The organism is Henriciella sp. AS95, assembly GCF_038900055.1.
In the GTDB taxonomy this organism is placed as follows: domain Bacteria; phylum Pseudomonadota; class Alphaproteobacteria; order Caulobacterales; family Hyphomonadaceae; genus Henriciella.
The window spans coordinates 1,795,379-1,815,305 of sequence record NZ_JBBMQM010000001.1 but is presented as its reverse complement, the minus strand read 5'-3'; the positions used below and the strand labels follow the sequence as shown (position 1 = coordinate 1,815,305).

The 19,927-nt window shown below is 57.2% G+C and carries 23 protein-coding genes, 1 tRNA gene and 1 pseudogene; 9 read left to right on the top strand and 16 right to left on the bottom strand.

Annotation, left to right across the window (positions count from 1 at the left end; all coding sequences use genetic code 11):
• The first annotated feature begins 270 nt into the window (after nucleotides 1-270).
• Nucleotides 271-2,163 carry an acyltransferase family protein gene (locus WNY37_RS09020; RefSeq protein ID WP_342973127.1) on the top strand — a complete coding sequence of 631 codons (1,893 nt, stop codon included), beginning with the start codon at nucleotides 271-273 and terminating at the stop codon, nucleotides 2,161-2,163.
• A 21-nt stretch (nucleotides 2,164-2,184) separates the two neighbouring features.
• Here WNY37_RS09020 and WNY37_RS09015 read toward each other — a convergent pair.
• The 4 genes from WNY37_RS09015 to tuf form a co-directional block, all read right to left on the bottom strand.
• Nucleotides 2,185-2,260, bottom strand: a tRNA-Trp gene (locus tag WNY37_RS09015).
• 73 nt (nucleotides 2,261-2,333) lie between these two features.
• Nucleotides 2,334-3,083, bottom strand: coding sequence for a sulfotransferase domain-containing protein (locus WNY37_RS09010; protein ID WP_342973126.1), 750 nt, complete (start codon nucleotides 3,081-3,083; stop codon nucleotides 2,334-2,336).
• A 43-nt stretch (nucleotides 3,084-3,126) separates the two neighbouring features.
• Complete coding sequence (locus tag WNY37_RS09005) at nucleotides 3,127-4,815, bottom strand: alpha/beta hydrolase (RefSeq protein ID WP_342973125.1); 1,689 nt, start codon at nucleotides 4,813-4,815, stop codon at nucleotides 3,127-3,129.
• 285 nt (nucleotides 4,816-5,100) lie between these two features.
• On the bottom strand, nucleotides 5,101-6,291 hold the full coding sequence (tuf, locus tag WNY37_RS09000) for an elongation factor Tu (protein ID WP_342973056.1): 1,191 nt from the start codon (nucleotides 6,289-6,291) through the stop codon (nucleotides 5,101-5,103).
• 192 nt (nucleotides 6,292-6,483) lie between these two features.
• Between tuf and pgl the strand changes: the two genes are divergently transcribed.
• Complete coding sequence (gene pgl / locus WNY37_RS08995; RefSeq protein WP_342973124.1) at nucleotides 6,484-7,188, top strand: 6-phosphogluconolactonase; 705 nt, start codon at nucleotides 6,484-6,486, stop codon at nucleotides 7,186-7,188.
• A 13-nt stretch (nucleotides 7,189-7,201) separates the two neighbouring features.
• Nucleotides 7,202-8,740, top strand: coding sequence for a glucose-6-phosphate isomerase (locus WNY37_RS08990; RefSeq protein ID WP_342973123.1), 1,539 nt, complete (start codon nucleotides 7,202-7,204; stop codon nucleotides 8,738-8,740).
• Between the two features lie 60 nt (nucleotides 8,741-8,800).
• Here WNY37_RS08990 and nusG read toward each other — a convergent pair whose 3' ends face one another.
• The 6 genes from nusG to WNY37_RS08960 all read right to left on the bottom strand — a co-directional run bounded on the left by nusG (nucleotide 8,801) and on the right by WNY37_RS08960 (nucleotide 11,675).
• Nucleotides 8,801-9,346, bottom strand: a complete 546-nt coding sequence (gene nusG, locus WNY37_RS08985) for a transcription termination/antitermination protein NusG (protein WP_342973122.1) — start codon at nucleotides 9,344-9,346, stop codon at nucleotides 8,801-8,803.
• Nucleotides 9,347-9,365: 19 nt separating this feature from the next.
• Entirely contained in the window at nucleotides 9,366-9,581 is a 216-nt protein-coding gene (secE, locus tag WNY37_RS08980) for a preprotein translocase subunit SecE (protein WP_342973121.1), read from the bottom strand.
• Between the two features lie 140 nt (nucleotides 9,582-9,721).
• A complete protein-coding gene (locus WNY37_RS08975; RefSeq protein ID WP_342973120.1) occupies nucleotides 9,722-10,645 on the bottom strand; it encodes an SMP-30/gluconolactonase/LRE family protein in 924 nt (307 codons plus the stop codon).
• Between the two features lie 42 nt (nucleotides 10,646-10,687).
• Complete coding sequence (locus WNY37_RS08970; protein ID WP_342973119.1) at nucleotides 10,688-11,185, bottom strand: pyridoxamine 5'-phosphate oxidase family protein; 498 nt, start codon at nucleotides 11,183-11,185, stop codon at nucleotides 10,688-10,690.
• A gap of 45 nt (nucleotides 11,186-11,230) precedes the next feature.
• Complete coding sequence (locus WNY37_RS08965; RefSeq protein WP_342973118.1) at nucleotides 11,231-11,425, bottom strand: YqaE/Pmp3 family membrane protein; 195 nt, start codon at nucleotides 11,423-11,425, stop codon at nucleotides 11,231-11,233.
• A 76-nt stretch (nucleotides 11,426-11,501) separates the two neighbouring features.
• The gene (locus WNY37_RS08960; protein WP_342973117.1) at nucleotides 11,502-11,675 is read right to left on the bottom strand and encodes a DUF1328 domain-containing protein; all 174 of its coding nucleotides are present in this window, start codon (nucleotides 11,673-11,675) and stop codon (nucleotides 11,502-11,504) included.
• Nucleotides 11,676-11,826: 151 nt separating this feature from the next.
• On the opposite strand from WNY37_RS08960, the gene WNY37_RS08955 reads away from it, so the two are divergent.
• Nucleotides 11,827-11,973, top strand: a complete 147-nt coding sequence (locus WNY37_RS08955) for an entericidin A/B family lipoprotein (protein ID WP_342973116.1) — start codon at nucleotides 11,827-11,829, stop codon at nucleotides 11,971-11,973.
• An 85-nt stretch (nucleotides 11,974-12,058) separates the two neighbouring features.
• Here WNY37_RS08955 and WNY37_RS08950 read toward each other — a convergent pair.
• Nucleotides 12,059-12,232: pseudogene (locus tag WNY37_RS08950) on the bottom strand (DUF2945 domain-containing protein); the annotation flags it as partial.
• 437 nt (nucleotides 12,233-12,669) lie between these two features.
• On the opposite strand from WNY37_RS08950, the gene WNY37_RS08945 reads away from it, so the two are divergent.
• Genes WNY37_RS08945 through WNY37_RS08935 form a run of 3 tightly spaced genes read left to right on the top strand, consistent with a single transcriptional unit; the run spans nucleotide 12,670 to nucleotide 14,614 of the window.
• Nucleotides 12,670-12,936 carry a Rho termination factor gene (locus WNY37_RS08945; protein ID WP_342973115.1) on the top strand — a complete coding sequence of 89 codons (267 nt, stop codon included), beginning with the start codon at nucleotides 12,670-12,672 and terminating at the stop codon, nucleotides 12,934-12,936.
• Entirely contained in the window at nucleotides 12,933-13,790 is an 858-nt protein-coding gene (locus WNY37_RS08940) for a diacylglycerol kinase family protein (protein ID WP_342973114.1), read from the top strand. The genes WNY37_RS08945 and WNY37_RS08940 overlap by 4 nt, the downstream gene beginning before the upstream one ends.
• The gene (locus WNY37_RS08935) at nucleotides 13,787-14,614 is read left to right on the top strand and encodes a metallophosphoesterase (RefSeq protein WP_342973113.1); all 828 of its coding nucleotides are present in this window, start codon (nucleotides 13,787-13,789) and stop codon (nucleotides 14,612-14,614) included. The genes WNY37_RS08940 and WNY37_RS08935 overlap by 4 nt, the downstream gene beginning before the upstream one ends.
• Here the strand turns inward: WNY37_RS08935 and WNY37_RS08930 are convergent.
• From WNY37_RS08930 to WNY37_RS08920, 3 genes are read right to left on the bottom strand one after another with little or no spacing between them, the layout of a single operon-like run.
• Complete coding sequence (locus WNY37_RS08930) at nucleotides 14,611-16,332, bottom strand: sensor histidine kinase (RefSeq protein WP_342973112.1); 1,722 nt, start codon at nucleotides 16,330-16,332, stop codon at nucleotides 14,611-14,613. The two genes, WNY37_RS08935 and WNY37_RS08930, sit on opposite strands and share 4 nt — an antisense overlap.
• Nucleotides 16,310-16,897 (bottom strand): sigma-70 family RNA polymerase sigma factor, encoded by a 588-nt coding sequence (locus WNY37_RS08925; RefSeq protein WP_342974888.1) that lies wholly within the window; start codon nucleotides 16,895-16,897, stop codon nucleotides 16,310-16,312. The genes WNY37_RS08930 and WNY37_RS08925 overlap by 23 nt, the downstream gene beginning before the upstream one ends.
• A gap of 23 nt (nucleotides 16,898-16,920) precedes the next feature.
• A complete protein-coding gene (locus WNY37_RS08920) occupies nucleotides 16,921-17,112 on the bottom strand; it encodes a NepR family anti-sigma factor (RefSeq protein ID WP_342973111.1) in 192 nt (63 codons plus the stop codon).
• A 141-nt stretch (nucleotides 17,113-17,253) separates the two neighbouring features.
• Here WNY37_RS08920 and WNY37_RS08915 point away from each other — a divergent pair, with 141 nt between their 5' ends.
• Entirely contained in the window at nucleotides 17,254-18,045 is a 792-nt protein-coding gene (locus WNY37_RS08915; protein WP_342973110.1) for a response regulator, read from the top strand.
• A gap of 51 nt (nucleotides 18,046-18,096) precedes the next feature.
• Nucleotides 18,097-19,323 carry a Glu/Leu/Phe/Val dehydrogenase gene (locus WNY37_RS08910; protein ID WP_342973109.1) on the top strand — a complete coding sequence of 409 codons (1,227 nt, stop codon included), beginning with the start codon at nucleotides 18,097-18,099 and terminating at the stop codon, nucleotides 19,321-19,323.
• Between the two features lie 18 nt (nucleotides 19,324-19,341).
• Here WNY37_RS08910 and WNY37_RS08905 read toward each other — a convergent pair whose 3' ends face one another.
• On the bottom strand, nucleotides 19,342-19,548 hold the full coding sequence (locus tag WNY37_RS08905; RefSeq protein ID WP_342973108.1) for a hypothetical protein: 207 nt from the start codon (nucleotides 19,546-19,548) through the stop codon (nucleotides 19,342-19,344).
• Between the two features lie 14 nt (nucleotides 19,549-19,562).
• A complete protein-coding gene (locus WNY37_RS08900; RefSeq protein WP_342973107.1) occupies nucleotides 19,563-19,892 on the bottom strand; it encodes a hypothetical protein in 330 nt (109 codons plus the stop codon).
• Nucleotides 19,893-19,927 lie beyond the last annotated feature (35 nt).

Below are 19,927 nucleotides of genomic sequence, written 5' to 3'. Positions count from 1 at the left end.
CGATTGCAGGCGAACAGCCCCGTCATGAGACAGAGCGCGCTTAGTCCAATACGGATTTTCCGATACATGCCGACCACATCCGTCAGATAGGATGTTGGAAAACCGAACCAATGTTCATCGGTCTCGTCGAGATGAACCCGGCAGAGACATTTCCGACAGCATGCAGACAGACCTGCGGATCAACGTTCGCTGCAAATCATCTTACTTGGCCGTTGAGCATCCATACGCATTGCCCTACCGACATTATGAACGATTCAACCGGAGCAGTGAATGGTCTTCAAGCCGCAGAACAGGGATGGTTACATCCCCGCAATTGATGGCATGCGCGCGATCGCAGTTGTGCTGGTTCTTCTCTTTCACGTCGGGTTGGAAGCATTTGCAGGCGGCTTTATTGGCGTCGATGTCTTCTTCGTGATCTCCGGCTATCTTATTACGGGGATCATCCTCCGCCAGGGTGACGATTTTTCGTTCAGCAATTTCTACAAACGACGCATAAAACGCCTGCTTCCGGCAATGATTGTAACGGTGCTAGCAACGCTGGCAGCTGGCCTGATATTGATGAATCCGCAGGAGCTGAAGAGCCTCGGCCAGGAAACCGTCTACGCGTCATTGTCCCTCGCTAACGTCCTTTACTGGTTTGATTCGGGCTATTTCGAAGCGGGCTCGGAAACCAAAGCTCTGCTCCACACCTGGTCTCTTGGCGTTGAAGAGCAGTTCTATCTGGTCTGGCCCGCCATCATTTTCCTGACGGCCAAGCTTGGAAAGCCCGTCCTCATCGCGGTTGTGACCGTCATGTTCGCGCTTTCGCTGGCTGGTGCGATTATGCTGCAACCGACAGCGCCAGAAGCTGTCTTCTTTCTCACGCCATTTCGCATTTTTCAATTCGCCTGCGGGGCCATTATCGCCATTCTCAATCTCCGTCTTGGCGGGCGGCTCGGCCTCCTGCTAGCCATTATAGCGACGCTCGCCCTCGTCGCATTGTCAATGTCGATCAATGGCTCGACGGGGACCGTCCTCTCGGCGATGCTCGCCCCAGCAGTCGCAGCTGCCGCGCTCATAGTGGCAAGCTCAGGTTCGCTCGTTGCGCATACCATTGGCAGCGCGCCAATGACCTGGATTGGTCAGCGCTCCTATTCCATTTATCTCTGCCATTGGCCAATCATAGTCTTCTGGCGCCAGGAAACCGGTCTCGAACTTAATCTGACCGAGAGCGCCGTTCTCTTCATTGCGTCCATAGTTATCGGCACTCTGCTGCACTGGCTGGTCGAAGCGCGTTTCAGATGGGCGAAGACAAGTTTCAGAGAGGGTATGATTCACACGGCTCTGGCGGTGTCGATCGCAGGTTCCGTGTTTGCAGGCGCCCACGCCTGGGCCCTCAGCGCTCCTCGCGTCAGTAGCACTACGGACCAGCCTATCATCGTCACGGACACAAAAACGATGCATTGGGACCTCGCGCCTTATTCAAGGTGGGGAACATGTTTCATTGGTCGCGGCGTACCGATGAAAAAATGGGACAAGGATGCCTGTTTCGAAATGTCGGACGTCAAGCCTAACTGGCTCATAATCGGAGACAGCTATGCTGGCGAAACCTACATGTTGCTGAAAGACGCCTTTCCCGAATTGAACTTTGTCCAAGCCAACATGGCCGCCTGCCCACCATTGATCAGGTCCGCTCAGTCGCCGCAGGAGAATCAGAACTGCGTCGATTTCGCAGACTTCGAAATCAATGAGCTCTCTCAAGACGACCGGCTGAAGGGGATTGTCGTTTCTGCACGCTGGGACCGGTACACAAAAGATGACACGCTGCCTGGCCTCGAGGAGACAATATCGCATCTTGAGGACAGCGGAAAACAGGTGCTGATCACGGGTCAGCGGCCCTGGTTCAAAGTTTCGATCCCGAAGCTTTACCTGGACGACCCCGAACTTTCCAGTGAGCTCCCGCGATCTGAAATCCTGCCACGAGTCCTCAGTCTTGAGGAATCGCTGAAGGACAAATTTGCTGACATCTGGATCGACATGTTCGAGATTCAGTGCCCGTCCAACTGCCCGATTCGCGCCGATGAGGGACAATTACTCTATCGCGACGGCGGACACCTCAGCGTTTCGGCCAAGAGCTATTTCAGGGAAGAACTGCGCGAGCAGGTGACACCGCTGATCAAATGATCTGAAATGGTGAAGATCGCCTGGCACGGGCACTAGGACTTGAACCCAGGACCTGCGGTTTTGGAGACCGCCGCTCTACCAGCTGAGCTATACCCGCTCAGGCGAAGCGGTGTAATGCCCGATCAGGGCGCGGAGTGCAACAGGCTTCGGCGCGCACACTGCAAACCATCTCAGACACTCCACGGCCCCTGGTCCCATCCAAGCAGCCGCCGGGTCTCCTCAGCATCGAGCCGATACGACTCTTCCAGCAAGGCACGATCGTCCGCCGGCATGGTTTCGCCGTCGGTGGCGCTATTGTGGCGCGGCTCCTCTGCGAAGGCGAAGCGGGAGACGCCGAGAAAGTCTGTGACCTTGTCGAGTTCGGGCTGCGCGCTTGTCGAGAGATCCTCGCTGCGCAGGAAGAGAAGCTGCTCGTCCGGAAAGAGGCGTTTCAGATTACGGACCTGATGGGCGTAAAAGCCGCGCGAGACCTGGCTGCGCTCGCGGTCCTGTTTTGGAAGCGAGCGGCGGGCGCGCTCGCGTTCGGTGCGAATCGCATTGGAAAAGGTTTCACCTTCGCGCTGCAGGCGTTTGTCCATCCGGAAGTGAGACCAGGCGCGTTCAACCGGGTCGCGCAGCAGCATGATGACCTTGATGTCCGGATTGTATTGCCAGAGCCGCTCCATGGCGCCCGTCCACCAGGTGAGGATTGGCGTTGCCTCGCCCAGCTTTACGCCGCGCGCCTGCTCGGCCCAGTGAAACTGGCGGTGGTAGATGGCATAGTCGAGCGGTCGAATGCCGGTTGGCGGGCGCTTGTCGAAGAAGTGAACTTCCTTCTTCTTCGCCATCGAGATGTCTGGGTGCTGGCGCAGATAGGCGTCAAGCGACGTCGTCCCGCCCTTCTGGACGCCAGCAATCATGAAATCGATACGCTTTGGCATAGGCCTCAAACCGTCACGAGACATTGAAAATCAGGTGTCCGCGTCATTGCAGGCGATCCAGTGCAGTTATGACGTCCTCAATAGCGGTGTGCAGGATGTTGGTGCCATGACCTTCAAGAATATGGAATTCCACGTTCGGTTTTCCTGTCATATAAGAGCGCACATCCTCGGCTGATATGATCGAGTCCTCACGGGCCTGAAGCCATATCTGACGAGCATCAACTGCCTCAAGATCGGCTGTCCAGTCGGCCATCGCCGCAGCGCCATCGCTTACCCACGCCCCGGCCCCCTGCTCGACCGCATGGTAAAGCCCCTGCGCCTGAACCTTTAGGAGTTCCGGGTCCGATAAAGTCGCAAGATCAGTCGGCGACTTCGCGAACTGCTTTTCCAGAAAGGCTCTCGTCCCGCGCCGCCGGTAGACCGGCAGACCGATGGAGGTGACCATTTTCATGATCGATGGCGCGTGACGCGTCGCCATGGCCGCAAAGCGCGTCTGCGGGTCCATATGCGAGAGATGCACCTTTTCATCTATCGGTATGCCGCCACCGATGACCAGCATGTCACCCATCCGGCATTCAAGCGCCTTGGCGATTCTGAATCCGTGCGAAGCCCCGCCCTGGTGGACGCAGAGGCTGACCTTTTCGATACCGAGATGATTGACCAGAGCGAGCGCGTCCCTGACGACCGTGTCATCAAAGTCCGCACGCGTGGCGCTGGGGCTGGAATGGCCAAATCCGGGCCTCGAAGGCGCGATCAGTCGAACATTGGTTCTGGCCAGGGCCTGTAGAAACTGCCGGGTAAAGAATGGCCCCTGAAGATAGCCGTGAATGAACAGGACTGGCTTGTCCCCTTCGCCGACACCGTACCAGGCAAGCGATCGGCCTTTTCCGCGCGGAAGGAGCTGCATATTATCCGTCGGTGTGATCCAGCTTTCAGTGCTTGGAGGGGTGGCTTGCTCTGGCAACTGGCGAATCAGGAAAGCGATGCTGCCGCACAGCTGAACAACGTCGGACATGCGCGCGCACCCGGTCTTGCGCAGGATTGCCTTTGACTGGCCCTTGACCGTCTCAACAGAACGGCCCCGCTGGTGGGCGATTTCCTTCTGGCCAAGATTTCCGAGATAGCCCTCGAGTATTTCAGTTTCGCTCGGCGTCAGACCGAAGGCCTCACCAAGACGGTTCATGAGCCCCTCTGACCAGTCGATGTAGGACAGCGATACGTGAACCATATCTGCAGTGTCTTTGGGGCGTTGAATCAATGCTAGACAAGGGTGCGCCTGCGTCTCGCCGACACTGGCAAGAATGATCCTGTCCTGTCGCTGATGTTCGGCCGAACGGAGAGTCGATCGGATCTCGCGGATGGCATCGGCGTCCAGTGGAAAGTCATCTAACGGACAAGGAAACGTGCACCCGGTAAGATGCGCCGCGGCAGGATTGCCGGTGACCAGTAAAGTGCGCGCCGAAATATCGATGATTGCGTGGAAACGCTCGCTCGTGTCCTGTTCCCGCCGTGACGCTTCCTCAATAAGCGCGCCGATACGCCTGCCGTGCGTGTCGAGCGTCTCATCGTCTCCCTTATGGCGTGGCACATCTGCTGCCAGGTGCGAGTCATCGATCTCACCGTTGAAGAAATAGGCCATGGCGGCATTCAGAAAGGCGTCAAACCTGTCAGTCTCCGACGGGACTTCATAGGCGATGCCCAGCATTTCGAAATAGCGTTGTGCGTGGGACATGGGTGAGCCTGTCTGACAGTGACGTGCCTGAGATACCTCTTCTGATGTGTCTGCACCAGATCGCAGCTATTTGCCAGTGATGGTTGGAAAGACCGCGCTTCGCGTAATCACACCAAAAACGGTCCGATGATTCTGGATTGATCCCCGCTTTGCGATGGATCGGGCTTCAGATGACCGCAACAAAAAAGGGCCGCTCCGGTATGGAGCGGCCCTGGATGCTTTGATCCCCGCTATCGCGATGGATCGGGCTCAGGGCTGCGGGGTTCGCAGTCCTGACGCCTTATCTTATTTCGTCACCGAGGAGACGACGCCGGCACCGACGGTGCGGCCGCCTTCGCGGATCGCGAAGCGCAGACCCTGGTCCATGGCGATCGGAGCGATGAGCTCGACTTCCATTTTCACATTGTCACCCGGCAGGACCATTTCCTTGTCCGCTGGAAGCTTCACAACACCGGTCACGTCCGTCGTACGGAAGTAGAACTGCGGACGGTAATTGGTGAAGAATGGCGTGTGACGGCCACCCTCTTCCTTGGTCAGGATGTAGGCTTCGGCTTCGAACGTTGTGTGCGGCGTGATCGAGCCTGGCTTACAAAGAACCTGGCCACGCTCGACACCTTCACGGTCGATACCGCGGATCAGCGCGCCGATATTGTCGCCAGCCTGGCCCTGGTCGAGCAGCTTGCGGAACATCTCAACGCCGGTCACGGTCGTCTTCTGGGTGTCGCGGATGCCGACAATCTCGACTTCCTCGCCAACCTTGATGATGCCCTGCTCAACACGGCCGGTCACAACCGTACCGCGGCCGGAGATCGAGAACACGTCCTCGACCGGCATCAGGAATGGCTTGTCCAGCGGACGCTCTGGCGTCGGGATGTAATCGTCGACAGCCTTCATCAGCTCGATGATCTTCTCCTTGCCGATCGCCTCGTCGCGGCCTTCAACGGCTGCGAGAGCAGAACCAGCAATGATCGGAATGTCGTCGCCCGGGAAGTCATACGAAGACAGAAGCTCACGGACTTCCATCTCGACGAGTTCGAGAAGCTCTTCATCGTCGACCTGGTCAACCTTGTTGAGGAACACGACAAGCGCCGGAACGCCAACCTGGCGAGCCAGAAGGATGTGCTCGCGGGTCTGCGGCATCGGGCCGTCAGCAGCGTTCACAACCAGGATCGCGCCGTCCATCTGGGCCGCACCGGTGATCATGTTCTTCACATAGTCAGCGTGGCCCGGGCAGTCGACGTGCGCATAGTGACGGCTCTCGGTCTCATATTCGACGTGCGCGGTGTTGATGGTGATGCCGCGTGCCTTCTCTTCCGGCGCATTGTCGATGTCCGCATAGGACTTCGCTGCACCGCCATAGGTCTCAGCCATCGTCATCGTGATCGCTGCCGTCAGCGTCGTCTTACCGTGGTCAACATGGCCGATCGTGCCAATGTTCACGTGCGGCTTGTTCCGCTCAAACTTCTCCTTGGCCATGAGAGGCCTCCTCTAGTTATGTCCGGCCCGCCGGACGGGGTTCAGGTTCCTTTTGCCAGCGGGCCTTTGATTCCCGTTGAAGCGGGCGACATACACACGCGCGCGCGAGCTTTCAAGCACCCATGACAATTCCAGCGCAGACGGATGGTATCAGACTTGACAGCAAGGCGGTGCGCGTGTCCCTGCGAAGGCATGACAACAGGCACTCAATTTCACACTTTCAGCGACCGTGAGACCTTCGAAGCGGACGCAGCGCATTGGATCAAAAAGCGGCTTGAAAACGCTCTGGGGCGGCGCGGGAAAGCAACGCTTTTCTGCTCTGGCGGATCGACACCGGGCCCAATTTACCAATCCCTGTCGGGCGCGGAGCTCGATTGGGAAAATGTAACGGTCGGCCTCGCCGACGAGCGCTGGGTGCCAGAGAGCCACGAGGCGTCGAATGCGGCGCTCATCCGCCAGACATTGTTGCGCGACAAGGCCGAGGCGGCGACCTTCCTGCCGATGAAAACCGATGGCGAGTCGGCGTTTGGCAGTGAAGCCGAACTCGACAAGTCATATTCGGACGCGGCGGACGTGATCGACGTGCTCATTCTCGGCATGGGGCCGGACGGGCACACCCTCTCCTGGTTTGCAGATGCCAAGGGCCTCGGTGCTGCGACAGACCCGGGCGGCCTCCTCAGCGTTGCGCCGATTGATGCGCCGAAGAGCGACGTTACCGGAGACATCACTGAGCGCATGACGCTGACCTATCCGGCGGTTGCCCGCGCGCGGCATATCCTTCTTCTGATGACGGGCGATGAAAAGCGCAGCATTTACGAGCATGGCGAGCCGGACCTGCCGATCAATCTTCTGCGCAAGGCCGCTGGCGACGCGCTGACCGTATTCTACCGCTCCTGAGAGGATAATTTCGATGGATTTGATGACCCATGCTGACAGGCTGCGCCCTGTTCCCTTTCGTGAAATCCTCAAGGCAGGTCGAACCATCAGCGAGTTCGATGCCTGCGGCTGGGACATCAATGTCTCGCGGCAATACCTTGATGAAGCCGCAGAGCGTGCGCTGACGGAGGCTGTCGCTGAAAAGGATTTGCCAGGCGCTATCGACCGGCTCTTTTCCGGCGAAACCGTCAATCCATCCGAAGGACGCGCCGCGCTTCATTGGGCGCTGCGGGCGTATGAAACTGACTTTGCCGACGCAGACCGTGTTAGGACGTCCTCAGAGGCCGCCGAAGCCTTGGCCAGCGACATCGCCAATGGGCGAAAGACAGCGGCGAACGGCAAGCCGTTCAAAGCGATCGTCCATATCGGGATTGGTGGATCGGATTTTGGCCCGCGCCTCATCGCAGACGCATTCCATGACAGCCGCTTGCCCGGCGTCGAGCTGCGTTTCTGCGCCAATCTCGATCCGCTGGACCTTGAGCTTGCACTGGACGGCCTGAACCCGGCTGAAACCCTTGTCGTTGGCGTCTCGAAATCCTTCGGCACCGAAGAGACGCTCTACAATCTTTCTCGTGCCCGCGACTGGCTCAGAAAAGATGTGTCGGCTGACTGGGCAAAGCATTTTGTGCTGGTGACTGCCAATCCGGAACGCGCCACGGCATGGCTTGAAGGGGCCGACGGCCTGATCCTCGACTTGCCTGAAAGCGTTGGTGGCCGGTTTTCGATCTGGTCAGCCGGTTCGGTCGCCTGTTCGATCACCCTGTCGAGCGACGTGATGAAGGGCTTTCGGGACGGGGCGGCGGATATGGACGCTCATGTGCAGAACGCGCCCGCACACGAAAACGCGGCGATCCAGCTCGCCATGCTGGACTATTGGAACGCCTCTTTCATGGGCTTCGGCGCGCGCGCCCTGCTGGCCTATTCACGGCGTTTGCGGCTGCTTCCGGCCTATCTTCAGCAGCTCGAAATGGAATCGAATGGCAAGTCGGTCGGGCCCGACGGTGTTGGTGTGGGCGGTTCAACAACGCCCCTGCTCTGGGGCGGCGAGGGCACGATTGGTCAGCACTCCTACCATCAGTGGCTGCACCAGAGCCCGTCCATTGTCCCGGCAGAGTTTATCCTGGCGCCCGGCGCACGGTCTGATGATGACGGGGTAACAGGCCTGACAGCCCATGCACTCGCGCAGGCTGAAGTGCTGGCCAATGGGCGCACGCTGGAAGAAATACAGCAAGAAGAGCCTGAGCTTCCGGCGGAAATCGCAGCGCAGAAGGTCCATGCGGGCGGCCGCCCTTCGACGTTTATTTCCACCCCTGTCCTGACACCGCAAAAGCTGGGCTCGCTCATCGCGCTGTATGAGCACCGCACCTATCTCGCCGGGGTCCTGTGGGGGCTGAACAGTTTCGACCAGTGGGGCGTCGAGCGCGGCAAGACGATGGCCGGACGTCTGAAGCCGGGCGGTGAAGGGTCAAACGATCCGGTCACCAACCATCTGATTGACATGTTGCGCGGATAAAAAAACGCCCCTCGAGCAATCGAAGGGCGTTTTCTGAATTTTTCTTTTAGAGGCAAGCGCCTAGCTGATCTTGTCGACCTGTGAATAGTCGAGATCGACAGGCGTTGCGCGTCCGAAGATCGAGACCGAAACCTTCAGGCGGCCTGCTGCTTCGTCGACTTCCTCGACGCCGCCTTCGAAGCCCTGGAAGGCCCCTTCGTTGACGCGAACCTGTTCGCCAACCTCGAAGGTGACCTGCGGGCGCACGCGTTCGGCTGCCGGCTCATCAGAGGTTCCGAGGATACGATCGACTTCACGTTGCGGGACTGGAAGCGGGCGCTTGCCGCCGTCACCGCCGAGGAAGCCAGAGACTTTCGGCGTGTCACGAACGAGGTGATACACAGCGTCTGTCAGTTCAGCTTTCAGGAGGACGTAGCCTGGGAAGTAGCGCTTCTCGACCGTCTTCTTCTTGCCGCGAACGACTTCAACAACTTCTTCTGTCGGCACTTCGATCTCTTCGATCAGGGCGGACAGGTTTTTCATCTCAGCCTGGTCACGAATGGCCTGCGCGACCTTCTTTTCGAAGTTCGAGTAGGCGTGAACAATGTACCATTTGGCAGCGGCCATCTTTGGCTCTCCTTGAATTCTATGCGCCGAGACCGGTGATCAGACGGATCAGGACAGCGATAATCTGGTCAGTGAAGAACAGGAAGAGCGCGACGATGATAGACATTATCACGACCATGATCGTTGCCTGAATCGTCTCGCTCGGCGAGGTCCAGGTGACCTTGCGGCCTTCGGCTTCGACCTGGCGCAAGAATGTCACCGGGTCCACGCTTTTCTTTTTGTCCTTATCGGCCATCCATCAAATCCTGAAAGTCGGGGGTTTAAGCGGTCAGGGACGCTTCCGCCAGTGCCTTACTCTGCATTGCATCCAATGTGAAGCCATCTGGGTGCAGGAAGTCAGCTTCGCAAGCTTTGCGCCGACACAAACGCATTGTTTTAGCGCCCCGACCACTCGCCACACGGCCTTCCCTGGATATCTGTGGCGATCGCGAAAAGGCTGCCGGCAAAGGGCTGCATGTCCATCTGGAAGCTGGTAAGCCCCGTGCGAGCGGTTGTCACATAAAGCGTTTTCAGGTCTCGATCGCCGAAACAGCAGCCGGTGATCCTGCTCACAGGCAGTTTGATCGTCCGGTCAACGGCGCCCTCTGGCGAATAACGCACGATGCGAGCACCGTCCCATTCCGCATTCCAGAGATAACCTTCGCTATCGATGGTGGAACCATCCGGATAGCCTGCGCCCGAACTTGTCGTGGTGAAGATGCGCCGATTGGTCAGCCGCTCTCCGGCCTCCACATCGAAGGCGTGAATTTCCTGCTCCGTCGTATCGCAGGTGTAGAAGGTTGAGCCATCCGGAGAAAAACTTGCCGTGCTGGGAATGACGACCGGTTTCACATTTAGCGGGTGGATCTGACGGTCTGGCGTGAGCCGGTACCAGGCACTTCGCGCATCGGCCTCATTACCGTCCATTGTAACAAACCAGAAGCTGCCATCCGGCGCCACGCCGCCTGCATTGATTCGATTGCCCTCCGGTTCGCCGTCGAGTTTGGCCAGTCGCGTATATTCTTCAGTTGAAGGGTCGAAGAATCCGATCTCCTGCTCGCCCGCCATCAGAAGCTCTCCTTGAGAGAGCGCGATCACGCTGGCCTTCAGTGGCAGGTCATAGCGGCGTGCATTGCCGGTTTTGGGGTTGTAGCGGTGTAGCTTCGCGCGGTTGGGGTCGACCCACCACAGGAGGCCTTCCGACGGGCTCCAGACCGGGCTTTGACCGAGTAGACAGCTCGTCGGCGCGACGCATTGAGGCTCGAACAGGTGCATCTCACCTCCATAGGCAATTGCCGGGCAAAGAAAAAGCCAGCCCATAAAATGGACTGGCTCTTCGCACTAGGGCGATTTCGTCATCAATCAGTGAAAATCTACCGATTGGCGCTCACCAATGTCAGGCTTTTCGTCCTTGTGGTTCGCTTTTGCGATTTCCCAGGCGAACGTGATCGGGTTCTTGTCGGATGCCCAGATCGACCCGTTTTTGGGACGGAAGCAGAGCATTGTCAGGTCTGGATCGTTCTTGTCACCTTCAAACCAGGCGGCAACAACCGAGCTCCAGAACTTATCGATCTTCTGTTGGTTGTGATCGACGGTCAGGTCGCCCAGCAGGCAGGCCTGATAGTCTTTCTCCACCACGCACATGTGAACTTCGCCGCCATCCTGGCCAAGCGATTTCACGAGATCGGAAGACTTGTTGGTATAAAACCAGATCGTGCCCGTCTCTTCATCAATCTGAGGCGCCATTGGCTGCATATGTTGTTCGTGAACAGGCGAGCCGAGCATGACTGCGCGAACATCTTCAAGATGGTCGAAAAGCTGCTCTTTTGGATTTTCTTTGAGTTTGTCGAGGTTTGCCATTGGGTTTCTCCTTCTGAGAATTTTGATGAATGATGTCGGTTTGGATCAGTCAGACCGGGCTACGAGCCACACGGCGTGTACAAGGCCGGGCACATAGCCGAGCAATGTCAGCACAATATTGATGAGGAACTGCGTACCGATGCCCCGTGAAAGCGCCACGCCGACAGGCGGGAGCAACACCGACAATAGAATAATGAGAATGCCTCCCGACGAGGGGGCGACGTCCGAATTGGTAGCCATGAAGTGTCTCCGTTAATTGAAAACGGGGCGGTGCCTTCAAGACAACCGCCCCGCTGATTTCGGGTCTACTGCGTCGCTAGAGTACGCTTCGGCCTCTCAGAGCGCGTGCCACGAAGCTCAGGACGAGCAGTGCGAGGAACACGAAGAACAGGATTTGTGCGATACCGGCAGATGCGCCAGCAATACCACCAAAGCCAAAGATTGCGGCGATGACCGCCAGTACGAAAAATGTGAGTGCCCAACCAAGCATGATAATCTCCTACGGTTAGTTTTGTTTCAACGGCCTTTCGCCGATGTCTAACCAACGGACGCTCCATGAATTCGGTTCCTGAAATTCTTTTTGGAACCATTTACCATGTGTGCACGTTGCCTCTCTTCCGAAAACAAGTCAGGAGAATTCCATGAAAAAGAACATCTTTCTCGTCACCGGCCTTAGCCTTATGGCGCTCTTTGCAGCCGCCTGTAATACGGTAGAAGGCGTCGGCGAAGACGTTGAAGCGACCGGTTCAGCTGTCGATCAAGCAGCGGAAGATGCAGGCGCTAAATAGTCGCCTGACACTGACACGGGAAAAGCGCAGCTTTCGAGCTGCGCTTTTTTTATGCGTGCTTGATAATAAAAAAAATCAGTCGGCCTTACGGACCTTCGCTGTGCGATTTCAGCACGTCGGCACCATCAGATTGCTCAATCAGACAGGCCGGCTCGTCAGACGATGCATTCCGTTTAATGTCATTGCCTTTGAGTTCGACCGTTGTTTTCCGGGTGTAGACTTTGGTGATCTCGCCTGAAGCAGTGCCGTTACCCCAACCCCACTCAACCCTGGTGCTCTCGGAATATTAGACAGGAGGGGCTTGTTCGCGCTGAATCTCGACGCCGCATGGCGCTGACTATTCCGCGAATGCCGCGACCGGTTCGGCCGGGATGTAAGTAAGCAGGTAAACGGCAGGCATTATCGCCGCCGACGCTACCTTCCGTTTATCAGAAACAAGGCACGACCAGAACGCAACGCATGCCACGCCCAGCATCGAGAATACGACGTCCAGGCGCGACATGCCGCCCAGCCTGCGGAAGATCCTTCCGACGTCTCCGATCGGCCCCGTTGCGGGGTGGTATGTCGGTTTATAGGATCTTAATGCGAGCGTCATGAGAAGCATACGCGCCTGCAGGATGCGCGGTTCCCGCGGCGGAACAAAAAAAATCGCCTGACGTTTAGTTTTTACATTCAACAGATTGAAGGTCCGCAATCATGGCCAAATCGCATGGCCCCTCCATAAAAGATGATGACGCATACGAAGCCCTCCGCGAGGATGGCTATTCGAAAGGCACGGCCGCGCGCATCGCTAATGCGAAAGCTAATCCAGATATGGACCCGTCCGAAAAAGGCGGGAAGTCACCGCCCTATGAAGAGTGGACCAAGGACGACCTCTATGATCGTGCTGCGGAGCTCGACATCAGTGGCCGCTCAGACATGACGAAGGACGAACTCATCAAGGCGCTTCGAGGCAGCCGATGAGCGGGATTGCAGCGCTGATAAACCCAAATTCAGGAAGTGTGCCGGCTGATGCCGAAGCGCAACTGTCGGAGCTGATGGCAGAACTCGGCAAAGACTGTGACATCACGGTTCTTGGTGAAAGCGACTTCGTCGAAACGATTGATGCCTGTATCGAGTCAGAGCCAGACATGATCATCGTGTGGAGCGGCGATGGCACAATCGCCTGCACGTTCGAACGCGTTGGATCTGACGGCCCCCCTATTCTTCCCCTCCCCGGTGGGACGATGAACCTTTTTCACAAGCAGATTCACGGCGGTCCGTGCACCTGGGACGAATGCCTGAGACGCGCGCTTGATGGCGGCCGCATTATTGATGTGCCGGCCGGTTGCGCGGGCGACAGACGCTTTTACGTCGCCGCTATGGTCGGTGCCTTGACAGATCTTGCCGGGCCAAGGGAGGCTGTTCGAGAAGGCAAGTTCCTGCAAGCGATCGAAAAGCTGGCCGGTAGCGACATTCTCGACTTGCGCACGAATATGACTTTCAAACTAACCAATGAGCAGAACAAAGTGATTGATGGTTTTGCGACCGCAACCGCAATGTTCGTTGGCGAAGCAGGCGACGACACGCTGGAGTATGCCTATATCGACCCGGACAATCCGTTGGAGCTTGCGGCATCGGGCATTGGCGCGCTTTTTTCCGACTGGCGAGACGCTTCTGGTGTTCAGACGCTGCGCGCCCGCGAAGTGACGATTGAAGAGGAAAAGGGATACGAACTGCGCGTTACCCTCGACGGCGAACCGGTTCGGCTTAAGTCGGGTACCAAGTTCGGCCGGATCAGCAAGGCGGGCAAGGCGATATCCGCTCAGATTGAATGACCAGAATTATCCAGGTTGCCGACATTCACTTCGGTACAGAAAATACACGCGCGCTAGACGCGTTCGACGATTGCATATCAGCGGTTGGCGCCGATGCTATGGCTGTGTGCGGAGATCTGACCCAGCGTGGCAAGCGCGCTGAGTTCCAGGCCGCTCGCGATTGGCTGGACGGCTTCGACATGCCGAAAGTCGTGGTTGCCGGCAATCATGATACGCCCCTGCTGAACCTTTATGAGCGCGTCGTTGCGCCGTTCGAGCGACACGATCGCTACTTCGAAGACCTGTCAAAACCGGCTGTGCTGGAAAAGGCGAAACTTGTGGGCATCAACACGTCCCGCGGTTGGCAGACTCGTAGCAATTGGGCGGAAGGCTCTGTGAACCTGGAAGACCTTGAAACGGCGATCTCGGAGGTCTCCCCTCTTGATGAGAGGCATGGCTTCCTGATTTGCCACCACCCCTTCCTGTCGCCGCCTGAAGCACCGATGCGTACGGCGACGCGGCGCGGACGCCGGGCCAGCCGTCGACTGGCGCAGAGTGGTATAGGGTTTCTGCTGACAGGACATGTGCACTCGCCGTCCGTGACGGTCGTGGATCATCTCGACCAGTCTTACGTCGCCGTCTCAGCAGGTACGCTATCGACGCGCCTGCGTGATTATCCAGCGAGCTTCAACGTCATCGATGTCTCAGGCGAAACATGTGAGGTGACGGTATACGCGCTGCATGGTGACAGGTTCGTTCCCGAGAAGCCACACAGACTTGACCCCGATGCCAATTCTGCCGACCCGCATGTCACGGTTGGCAGTGAAGCCGTCCAAGAAGACTAGAAGTTCCCCTCCTGCTTCTCAGCAGTTTCCTTCGGCATTCTAAGTTCCACAATGAACCCTTCATTGGGTCTGGAGGTCTGGTTCATCGTTCCGCGGAGCTGTTTTGCGAAAGCTGTCATCAGACGCGCGCCGAGGCCTGTTGAACCGGACGCAGCATCTTCATCCAGCTCCGCGCCGTACCCGTCATCAATGATCTTGAGAACGATTTCTTCGCCATCTTCAAGCAGGCTGACGGTGATGGTCCCGCCATCCTCATCGAAGGCGTATTTCATCGCATTGGTCACGGCTTCAAGAATGAACAGAGCGACCGGAATGGCATCGTCGGCCGGCCGATCAATGTCGGCAATATCACTCTCAATGGTGACACCGCTCTCGCCCATACCTAACGCGCCACCAAGGTGTGACAGCAGCGCTTCGAGGAATGGCTGCATGTGAACGGTTTCCAGCCGCTCATGCTGGTAAAGAGTCTGGTGCACAATCGACAATGCATCGATGCGGTGACGGGCGGCCGAGATCACTTCGCGGGCATTCGGATCCTGGACCTGGCGGCGTTGGAGATTCAGGAAACTCGCGACGATCTGAAGGTTGTTCTTCACGCGGTGATGGATCTCTTTCACCGCTGCATCCCGTGTCGCGATGGCGCTTCGAAGTTTCGCGTCACGCTCAGCAATCCGATTGGCCATGCCATCGAAGGTTGTCGCGAAATTAGCGATTTCATCGGGCGCGTTTTCAAACTCTTCGCCGATGCGGAAATTGTAATGACCCTCGCCATAGATGAGGGCAAGTCGGCGCAGGCGCGCGAGCCATTTCAGGACCAGCCCGTCCACAGCAAGCCAGGCCGCGATCAGCGCCAGGCTGAAAGACAAGAGCGGAATACCCACCGTTTCAATCGGCTCTAATGTGAATTCACTGAAAAGGCCGGGCGATGGCCGCGAGATGATCGCGTACATGCGCTCGTCCACAATAGCACGGACGACGACATCGAGAGAGCCCAATTCACTGTCTTCTGCGACAAACAACTCGCCATCCTCGTCGCCTGTCGCCTGAGCGATCCATTTTACGGGCAGCTCCACGAAGCGATTACTGCCAAAGATCTGTCCTTCGCCATCAGAAATAGCGAGCTCGACGTCAGTCGGGAGGTTGGTGAGTTGCAGCGTGCGAATGATGCCTTCTGTTCGCAATGCAAATGACACCGCACCGGCAAACTGACCATCATCATCGTCCACGCGGCGAAGTGTGGAAAAAAGCCATGCCTGACTGCGCGGGCCATAGAAGGCATCGGTTCGAACCGAATTCTGGCCGCCGCGTAGCAATTCAAGCGCTCCGGGCTGAGCCGTATTGCCACCGGCTTCGCCAACCGCCACACACTTTACGACGCCCTCAGCATTGAAATAGGCGACGTTTGCCAATTGCGGCACCCGTGGAGAGATATCGTTGAAGACCCGCTCGCATTGGCCAGATACGATATTGCTCGCATAAATCTGCTGCAGCGTATCGACCGTGGACAACACCTGCTCGATTTCGTCGAGCGCGCGATCTGCGATTCCCACGAGCTGGCCGCGGCGTTCGGCCCGTGAGTCCTGTGCGTTCAGATAGGTGCGGAAGCCAGCAAAAATCAGAATAGGCGTCAACGCCATTGCGATTGTAAACAACAATCGCAGGCGAAGCGACCCTCTCTGAACGGGCTGGCGGGTCTCAGGCGTCTGCCGGGAGGTCACGCGATAGCTCGTCCGCCTGTCTCATAATATCCTCGAACGCATCCGCGGCACTAAGCGAATGGTCTCCAGCGAGGCCAGACATCTTGGCCTCGAGAATTTCAGTAACGGCCTTTCGAGCGCGGCTGACCCGGCTCTTGATCGTGCCGATTGCACATCCGCAGATTTCTGCGGTCTCCTCATAAGACAAGCCACCTGCACCGACGAGGATCAGAGCCTCGCGCTGGTCTTCAGGCAGTTCGTCCAACGCATTGCGGAGGGACAGGAGTTCAATCGCAGCGGACGGATCGTCGTTTGAAACCAGTGTTGCTTCTGCAACTTCCGGGTCGAGTTGCTGACGACGCCAGCTTCGACGCTTTTCGGAATAGAAAAGGTTGCGCAGAATCGTGAAGGTCCAGGCTTTCAGATTCGTGCCAGCCTGATAGCTGGCGCGGGCTTTCCATGCCTTGAGCATGGCTTCCTGGGCTAGATCGTCTGCAGCAGTCGCATTTCCACAGAGGCTGCGGGCGAAAGCACGAAGGTGTGGGATGAGTTCAGCAAGTTCTGACTTGAACGCATGATCATCCATGGTCGGCTGGGTCAAAACTATCTCTATTTCTGTTTCGAGGATTTGTCTGCCTGCTCAAGAAGATTCATGAACTCATCAGGCACGGGTTCGTTTGTAACATCATCGTACAAACGGCGTAGCTGATCGCCGATACGTTTCTGCCTGATCGTCTTCGAACGGCTCGCATCTGCATCAGGCTTTTTGGTCTGACTCATATAGCTCGCTTTGTAATTCATGGAATTCCGCATCATCGATAATATGCCTGTATAACGCGCCGAAACGAGAAAGTTCCAGGAAATGCAAAAAATTACTGCAGAAGCTTGCAACCTTTCTAATGAAGACAAGTTATTGGTGTAACAAAGATTACGAGGGTAATTATGAGTCTTGTCGAACAATTTGGTCCACACCTGCCATATCTGCGCCGTTATGCGAGGGCTTTGACAGGTAGTCAGGAGAGCGGTGACTCTTACATACGCGCATCGCTCACCGCGCTCGCAGAAGATCCGACTCAAGTCAGCAGCGACCTGCCACCCCGCCAGGCGCTGTATCGTTTTTTCCACGTCATCTGGGGCTCGACCGGCGCGCGCCTGGAGCGCGCTGATGATGCGGGCACTTCCCCGGAAAAACGTCTTCAGGCGCTCGCGCCGATTGAACGTCAGGCGTTTCTGCTGACCGCACTTGAAGGATTTCAGGTTTCGGAAGCTGCAACCATTCTCGGCAAGACAGTGCAGCAGGTTGAGGAACTCATTTCCAAGGCGCACGCAGACATCGAAGCGACGCTGTCGACCAAGGTTCTGATTATCGAAGATGAGCCGGTCATTGCAGCTGACCTCGAAAGCCTGGTCGAAGAGCTTGGCCACGATGTTACCGGTAATGCAACGACTCACACGGAAGCCGTTGCCATGGCGCGCGCCAACCCTCCGGGTCTGATCCTTTGCGATATCCAACTCGCTGACAACTCATCCGGCATTGATGCTGCGCACGAGATTCTCGAGGAAATGGACGTGCCGATCATCTTTATCACGGCATTCCCCGAGCGCCTGCTTACAGGCGAGCGTCCGGAACCGACCTATCTCATCCCGAAACCGTTCCAGGAAAACACGGTGAAGGCGGCGATTGGTCAGGCACTGTTCTTCCATCCCTCGGACAGCAAGGTTGCGGCCCAGTAAGACACGGAACCGGCCTTCTCTTGCGACGTTGCTCGGATAGGAAGGCCATTCATGCCAGAATTACTTGAACAAGCCGTCGGACGACTAGATCGCGCAGTGGACGCCGATCCTGACCTGAAAGACATCCGAAAGCTTCTATCGCTCCCTCATGAAGTCATCGAACGGGAACTCACAATCCGGCGCGACGATGGGCAACGCCAATATGCGCGCGCCTGGCGCTGCCGGTACAATAATCTGAAAGGCCCAACCAAGGGCGGCGTTCGTTTTGCAGCGAGTGCGAATTCAGATGAGGTGTCCCGACTCGGTTTTCTGATGACATTGAAGTGCGCCCTCCTCGATCTGCCCTTCGGCGGCGCGAAGGGAGCGGTCCGCATCGAGGCCGAAGGCCTGACCGACAAAGAACGCTACCAGCTTGCCGAAACCTATGGTGAGGCTTTTTCGGATGTGTTGCGACCGGATAACGACATAGCCGCGCCTGACACGGCCACGACGTCGGATGACATGGAGGCCATGGTTGCCGGTATCCGGCACAAGGCCAACGGTATGGCGCGAGGCGCCGTCACTGGAAAACCGGAAGACATGGGCGGTATTCCCCTGCGCAAGGGTGCGACGGGCAAAGGCGCCTTCTTCATTCTCGACAAGCTCGCCGCTGATCTGGATCTTGATCTGGCAAAGTCTCGCATCGCCGTTCAGGGCATGGGTAAAGCGGGGGCTGAATTTGCTCGCTCAGCCGCGCAGGCTGGATGCAAGATTATCGCGATGTCGGACAGTACCGGCATGGTTAGAAACGAGGATGGTCTAAATCCAGACGATGTACTGCAGGCCAAGGCAGACGGCACGCTTGATTATACTGACGATACCGAAGCGATTATTGGTGTGCCCGCCGACGTCATATGTCTGGCAGCGATTTCTGACGCCGTGACGGAAGGAAATGCGACCGAGCTGAATGCCAGATTTGTTCTGGAAATCGCCAATGCGGCCGTGTCGTCATCAGCTGACGAAATCTTGCGGAACCGCGATGTGACGGTCGGGCCAGACATCTTGTTCAATTCAGGAGGCGTCGTCGCATCCTATCTTGAATGGCTCGTCTTTCAGAAAGGCCGAAAAGTCTCCCCGGAAGAACATGAAGCTCAGTGGTCTGACCGGCTTCTGACATCAGCCCATGCGCTGGCGGCGACCGCCGAAGAATGCGAAGGGGACTGGCGCCTCGCCGCATACCTCTACTCATTGCGGGATCTGAATTCGATCGCTGCCGCCCAAGGCATATTCGACAGTTAGGCAGCAGTAGCCGCCGGGTCAGCCAGACTTCTGTTCGCCATCAGGTTTATCATCGGTCACTCTCGCCGCCTTTCGTCTGCGCGGCGCTTTGATTTTTGGCGGAAGCGCATCAATGCCGTCTGGCTCCGCCATCTCCCCACCCAGCGCCTCAAACGCTTGCATGAGTGAAGCTTCTGGCTTGTCGGCGGTGATATCTTTCAGCTTGGATTTGAGCCTTTTTCTCAAACTGCTGTCCTTACTCATAGTCCGTTAGTCTCGTTCGTTTCACTTAGAATTTCGATCGCACTCGAAAGGCTCTCTTCCAGCACGGAAGCGGGACGCCCCGACAGGATTGCTGCAACTTTCGGGCTCATATTTTCAATCAAAAGCAAGGCAATCGCGACACGCTCAACATAGCTGAGCTGATTGACGCGCTCACCGAGCGAGCCGTCGCGCGCCCCTGCCCGGTTCAGCAAAACGACCACGCCCTTGCGGTGAACAGCGTCATCGAACGCGTCAAAGCCAAGCTTGAAAATATCGGTTGCGGCGATGAACGCCTCCGGCGCCCGAATGGCGGATCTGGCGCGCACAAAAGCATCTTCCAAGACGCTATCGGCAACTTTCT

What these genes read in the sequence shown, in the direction of transcription:
- WNY37_RS09020 (WP_342973127.1), top strand. Translation starts at nt 271, where the DNA reads ATGGTCTTCAAGCCGCAGAACAGGGATGGTTACATCCCCGCAATTGAT.
- WNY37_RS09010 (WP_342973126.1), bottom strand. Translation starts at nt 3,083, where the DNA reads ATGCCAAAGCGTATCGATTTCATGATTGCTGGCGTCCAGAAGGGCGGG.
- WNY37_RS09005 (WP_342973125.1), bottom strand. Translation starts at nt 4,815, where the DNA reads ATGTCCCACGCACAACGCTATTTCGAAATGCTGGGCATCGCCTATGAA.
- tuf (WP_342973056.1), bottom strand. Translation starts at nt 6,291, where the DNA reads ATGGCCAAGGAGAAGTTTGAGCGGAACAAGCCGCACGTGAACATTGGC.
- pgl (WP_342973124.1), top strand. Translation starts at nt 6,484, where the DNA reads ATGACAACAGGCACTCAATTTCACACTTTCAGCGACCGTGAGACCTTC.
- WNY37_RS08990 (WP_342973123.1), top strand. Translation starts at nt 7,202, where the DNA reads ATGGATTTGATGACCCATGCTGACAGGCTGCGCCCTGTTCCCTTTCGT.
- nusG (WP_342973122.1), bottom strand. Translation starts at nt 9,346, where the DNA reads ATGGCCGCTGCCAAATGGTACATTGTTCACGCCTACTCGAACTTCGAA.
- secE (WP_342973121.1), bottom strand. Translation starts at nt 9,581, where the DNA reads ATGGCCGATAAGGACAAAAAGAAAAGCGTGGACCCGGTGACATTCTTG.
- WNY37_RS08975 (WP_342973120.1), bottom strand. Translation starts at nt 10,645, where the DNA reads ATGGGCTGGCTTTTTCTTTGCCCGGCAATTGCCTATGGAGGTGAGATG.
- WNY37_RS08970 (WP_342973119.1), bottom strand. Translation starts at nt 11,185, where the DNA reads ATGGCAAACCTCGACAAACTCAAAGAAAATCCAAAAGAGCAGCTTTTC.
- WNY37_RS08965 (WP_342973118.1), bottom strand. Translation starts at nt 11,425, where the DNA reads ATGGCTACCAATTCGGACGTCGCCCCCTCGTCGGGAGGCATTCTCATT.
- WNY37_RS08960 (WP_342973117.1), bottom strand. Translation starts at nt 11,675, where the DNA reads ATGCTTGGTTGGGCACTCACATTTTTCGTACTGGCGGTCATCGCCGCA.
- WNY37_RS08955 (WP_342973116.1), top strand. Translation starts at nt 11,827, where the DNA reads ATGAAAAAGAACATCTTTCTCGTCACCGGCCTTAGCCTTATGGCGCTC.
- WNY37_RS08945 (WP_342973115.1), top strand. Translation starts at nt 12,670, where the DNA reads ATGGCCAAATCGCATGGCCCCTCCATAAAAGATGATGACGCATACGAA.
- WNY37_RS08940 (WP_342973114.1), top strand. Translation starts at nt 12,933, where the DNA reads ATGAGCGGGATTGCAGCGCTGATAAACCCAAATTCAGGAAGTGTGCCG.
- WNY37_RS08935 (WP_342973113.1), top strand. Translation starts at nt 13,787, where the DNA reads ATGACCAGAATTATCCAGGTTGCCGACATTCACTTCGGTACAGAAAAT.
- WNY37_RS08925 (WP_342974888.1), bottom strand. Translation starts at nt 16,897, where the DNA reads ATGGATGATCATGCGTTCAAGTCAGAACTTGCTGAACTCATCCCACAC.
- WNY37_RS08920 (WP_342973111.1), bottom strand. Translation starts at nt 17,112, where the DNA reads ATGAATTACAAAGCGAGCTATATGAGTCAGACCAAAAAGCCTGATGCA.
- WNY37_RS08915 (WP_342973110.1), top strand. Translation starts at nt 17,254, where the DNA reads ATGAGTCTTGTCGAACAATTTGGTCCACACCTGCCATATCTGCGCCGT.
- WNY37_RS08910 (WP_342973109.1), top strand. Translation starts at nt 18,097, where the DNA reads ATGCCAGAATTACTTGAACAAGCCGTCGGACGACTAGATCGCGCAGTG.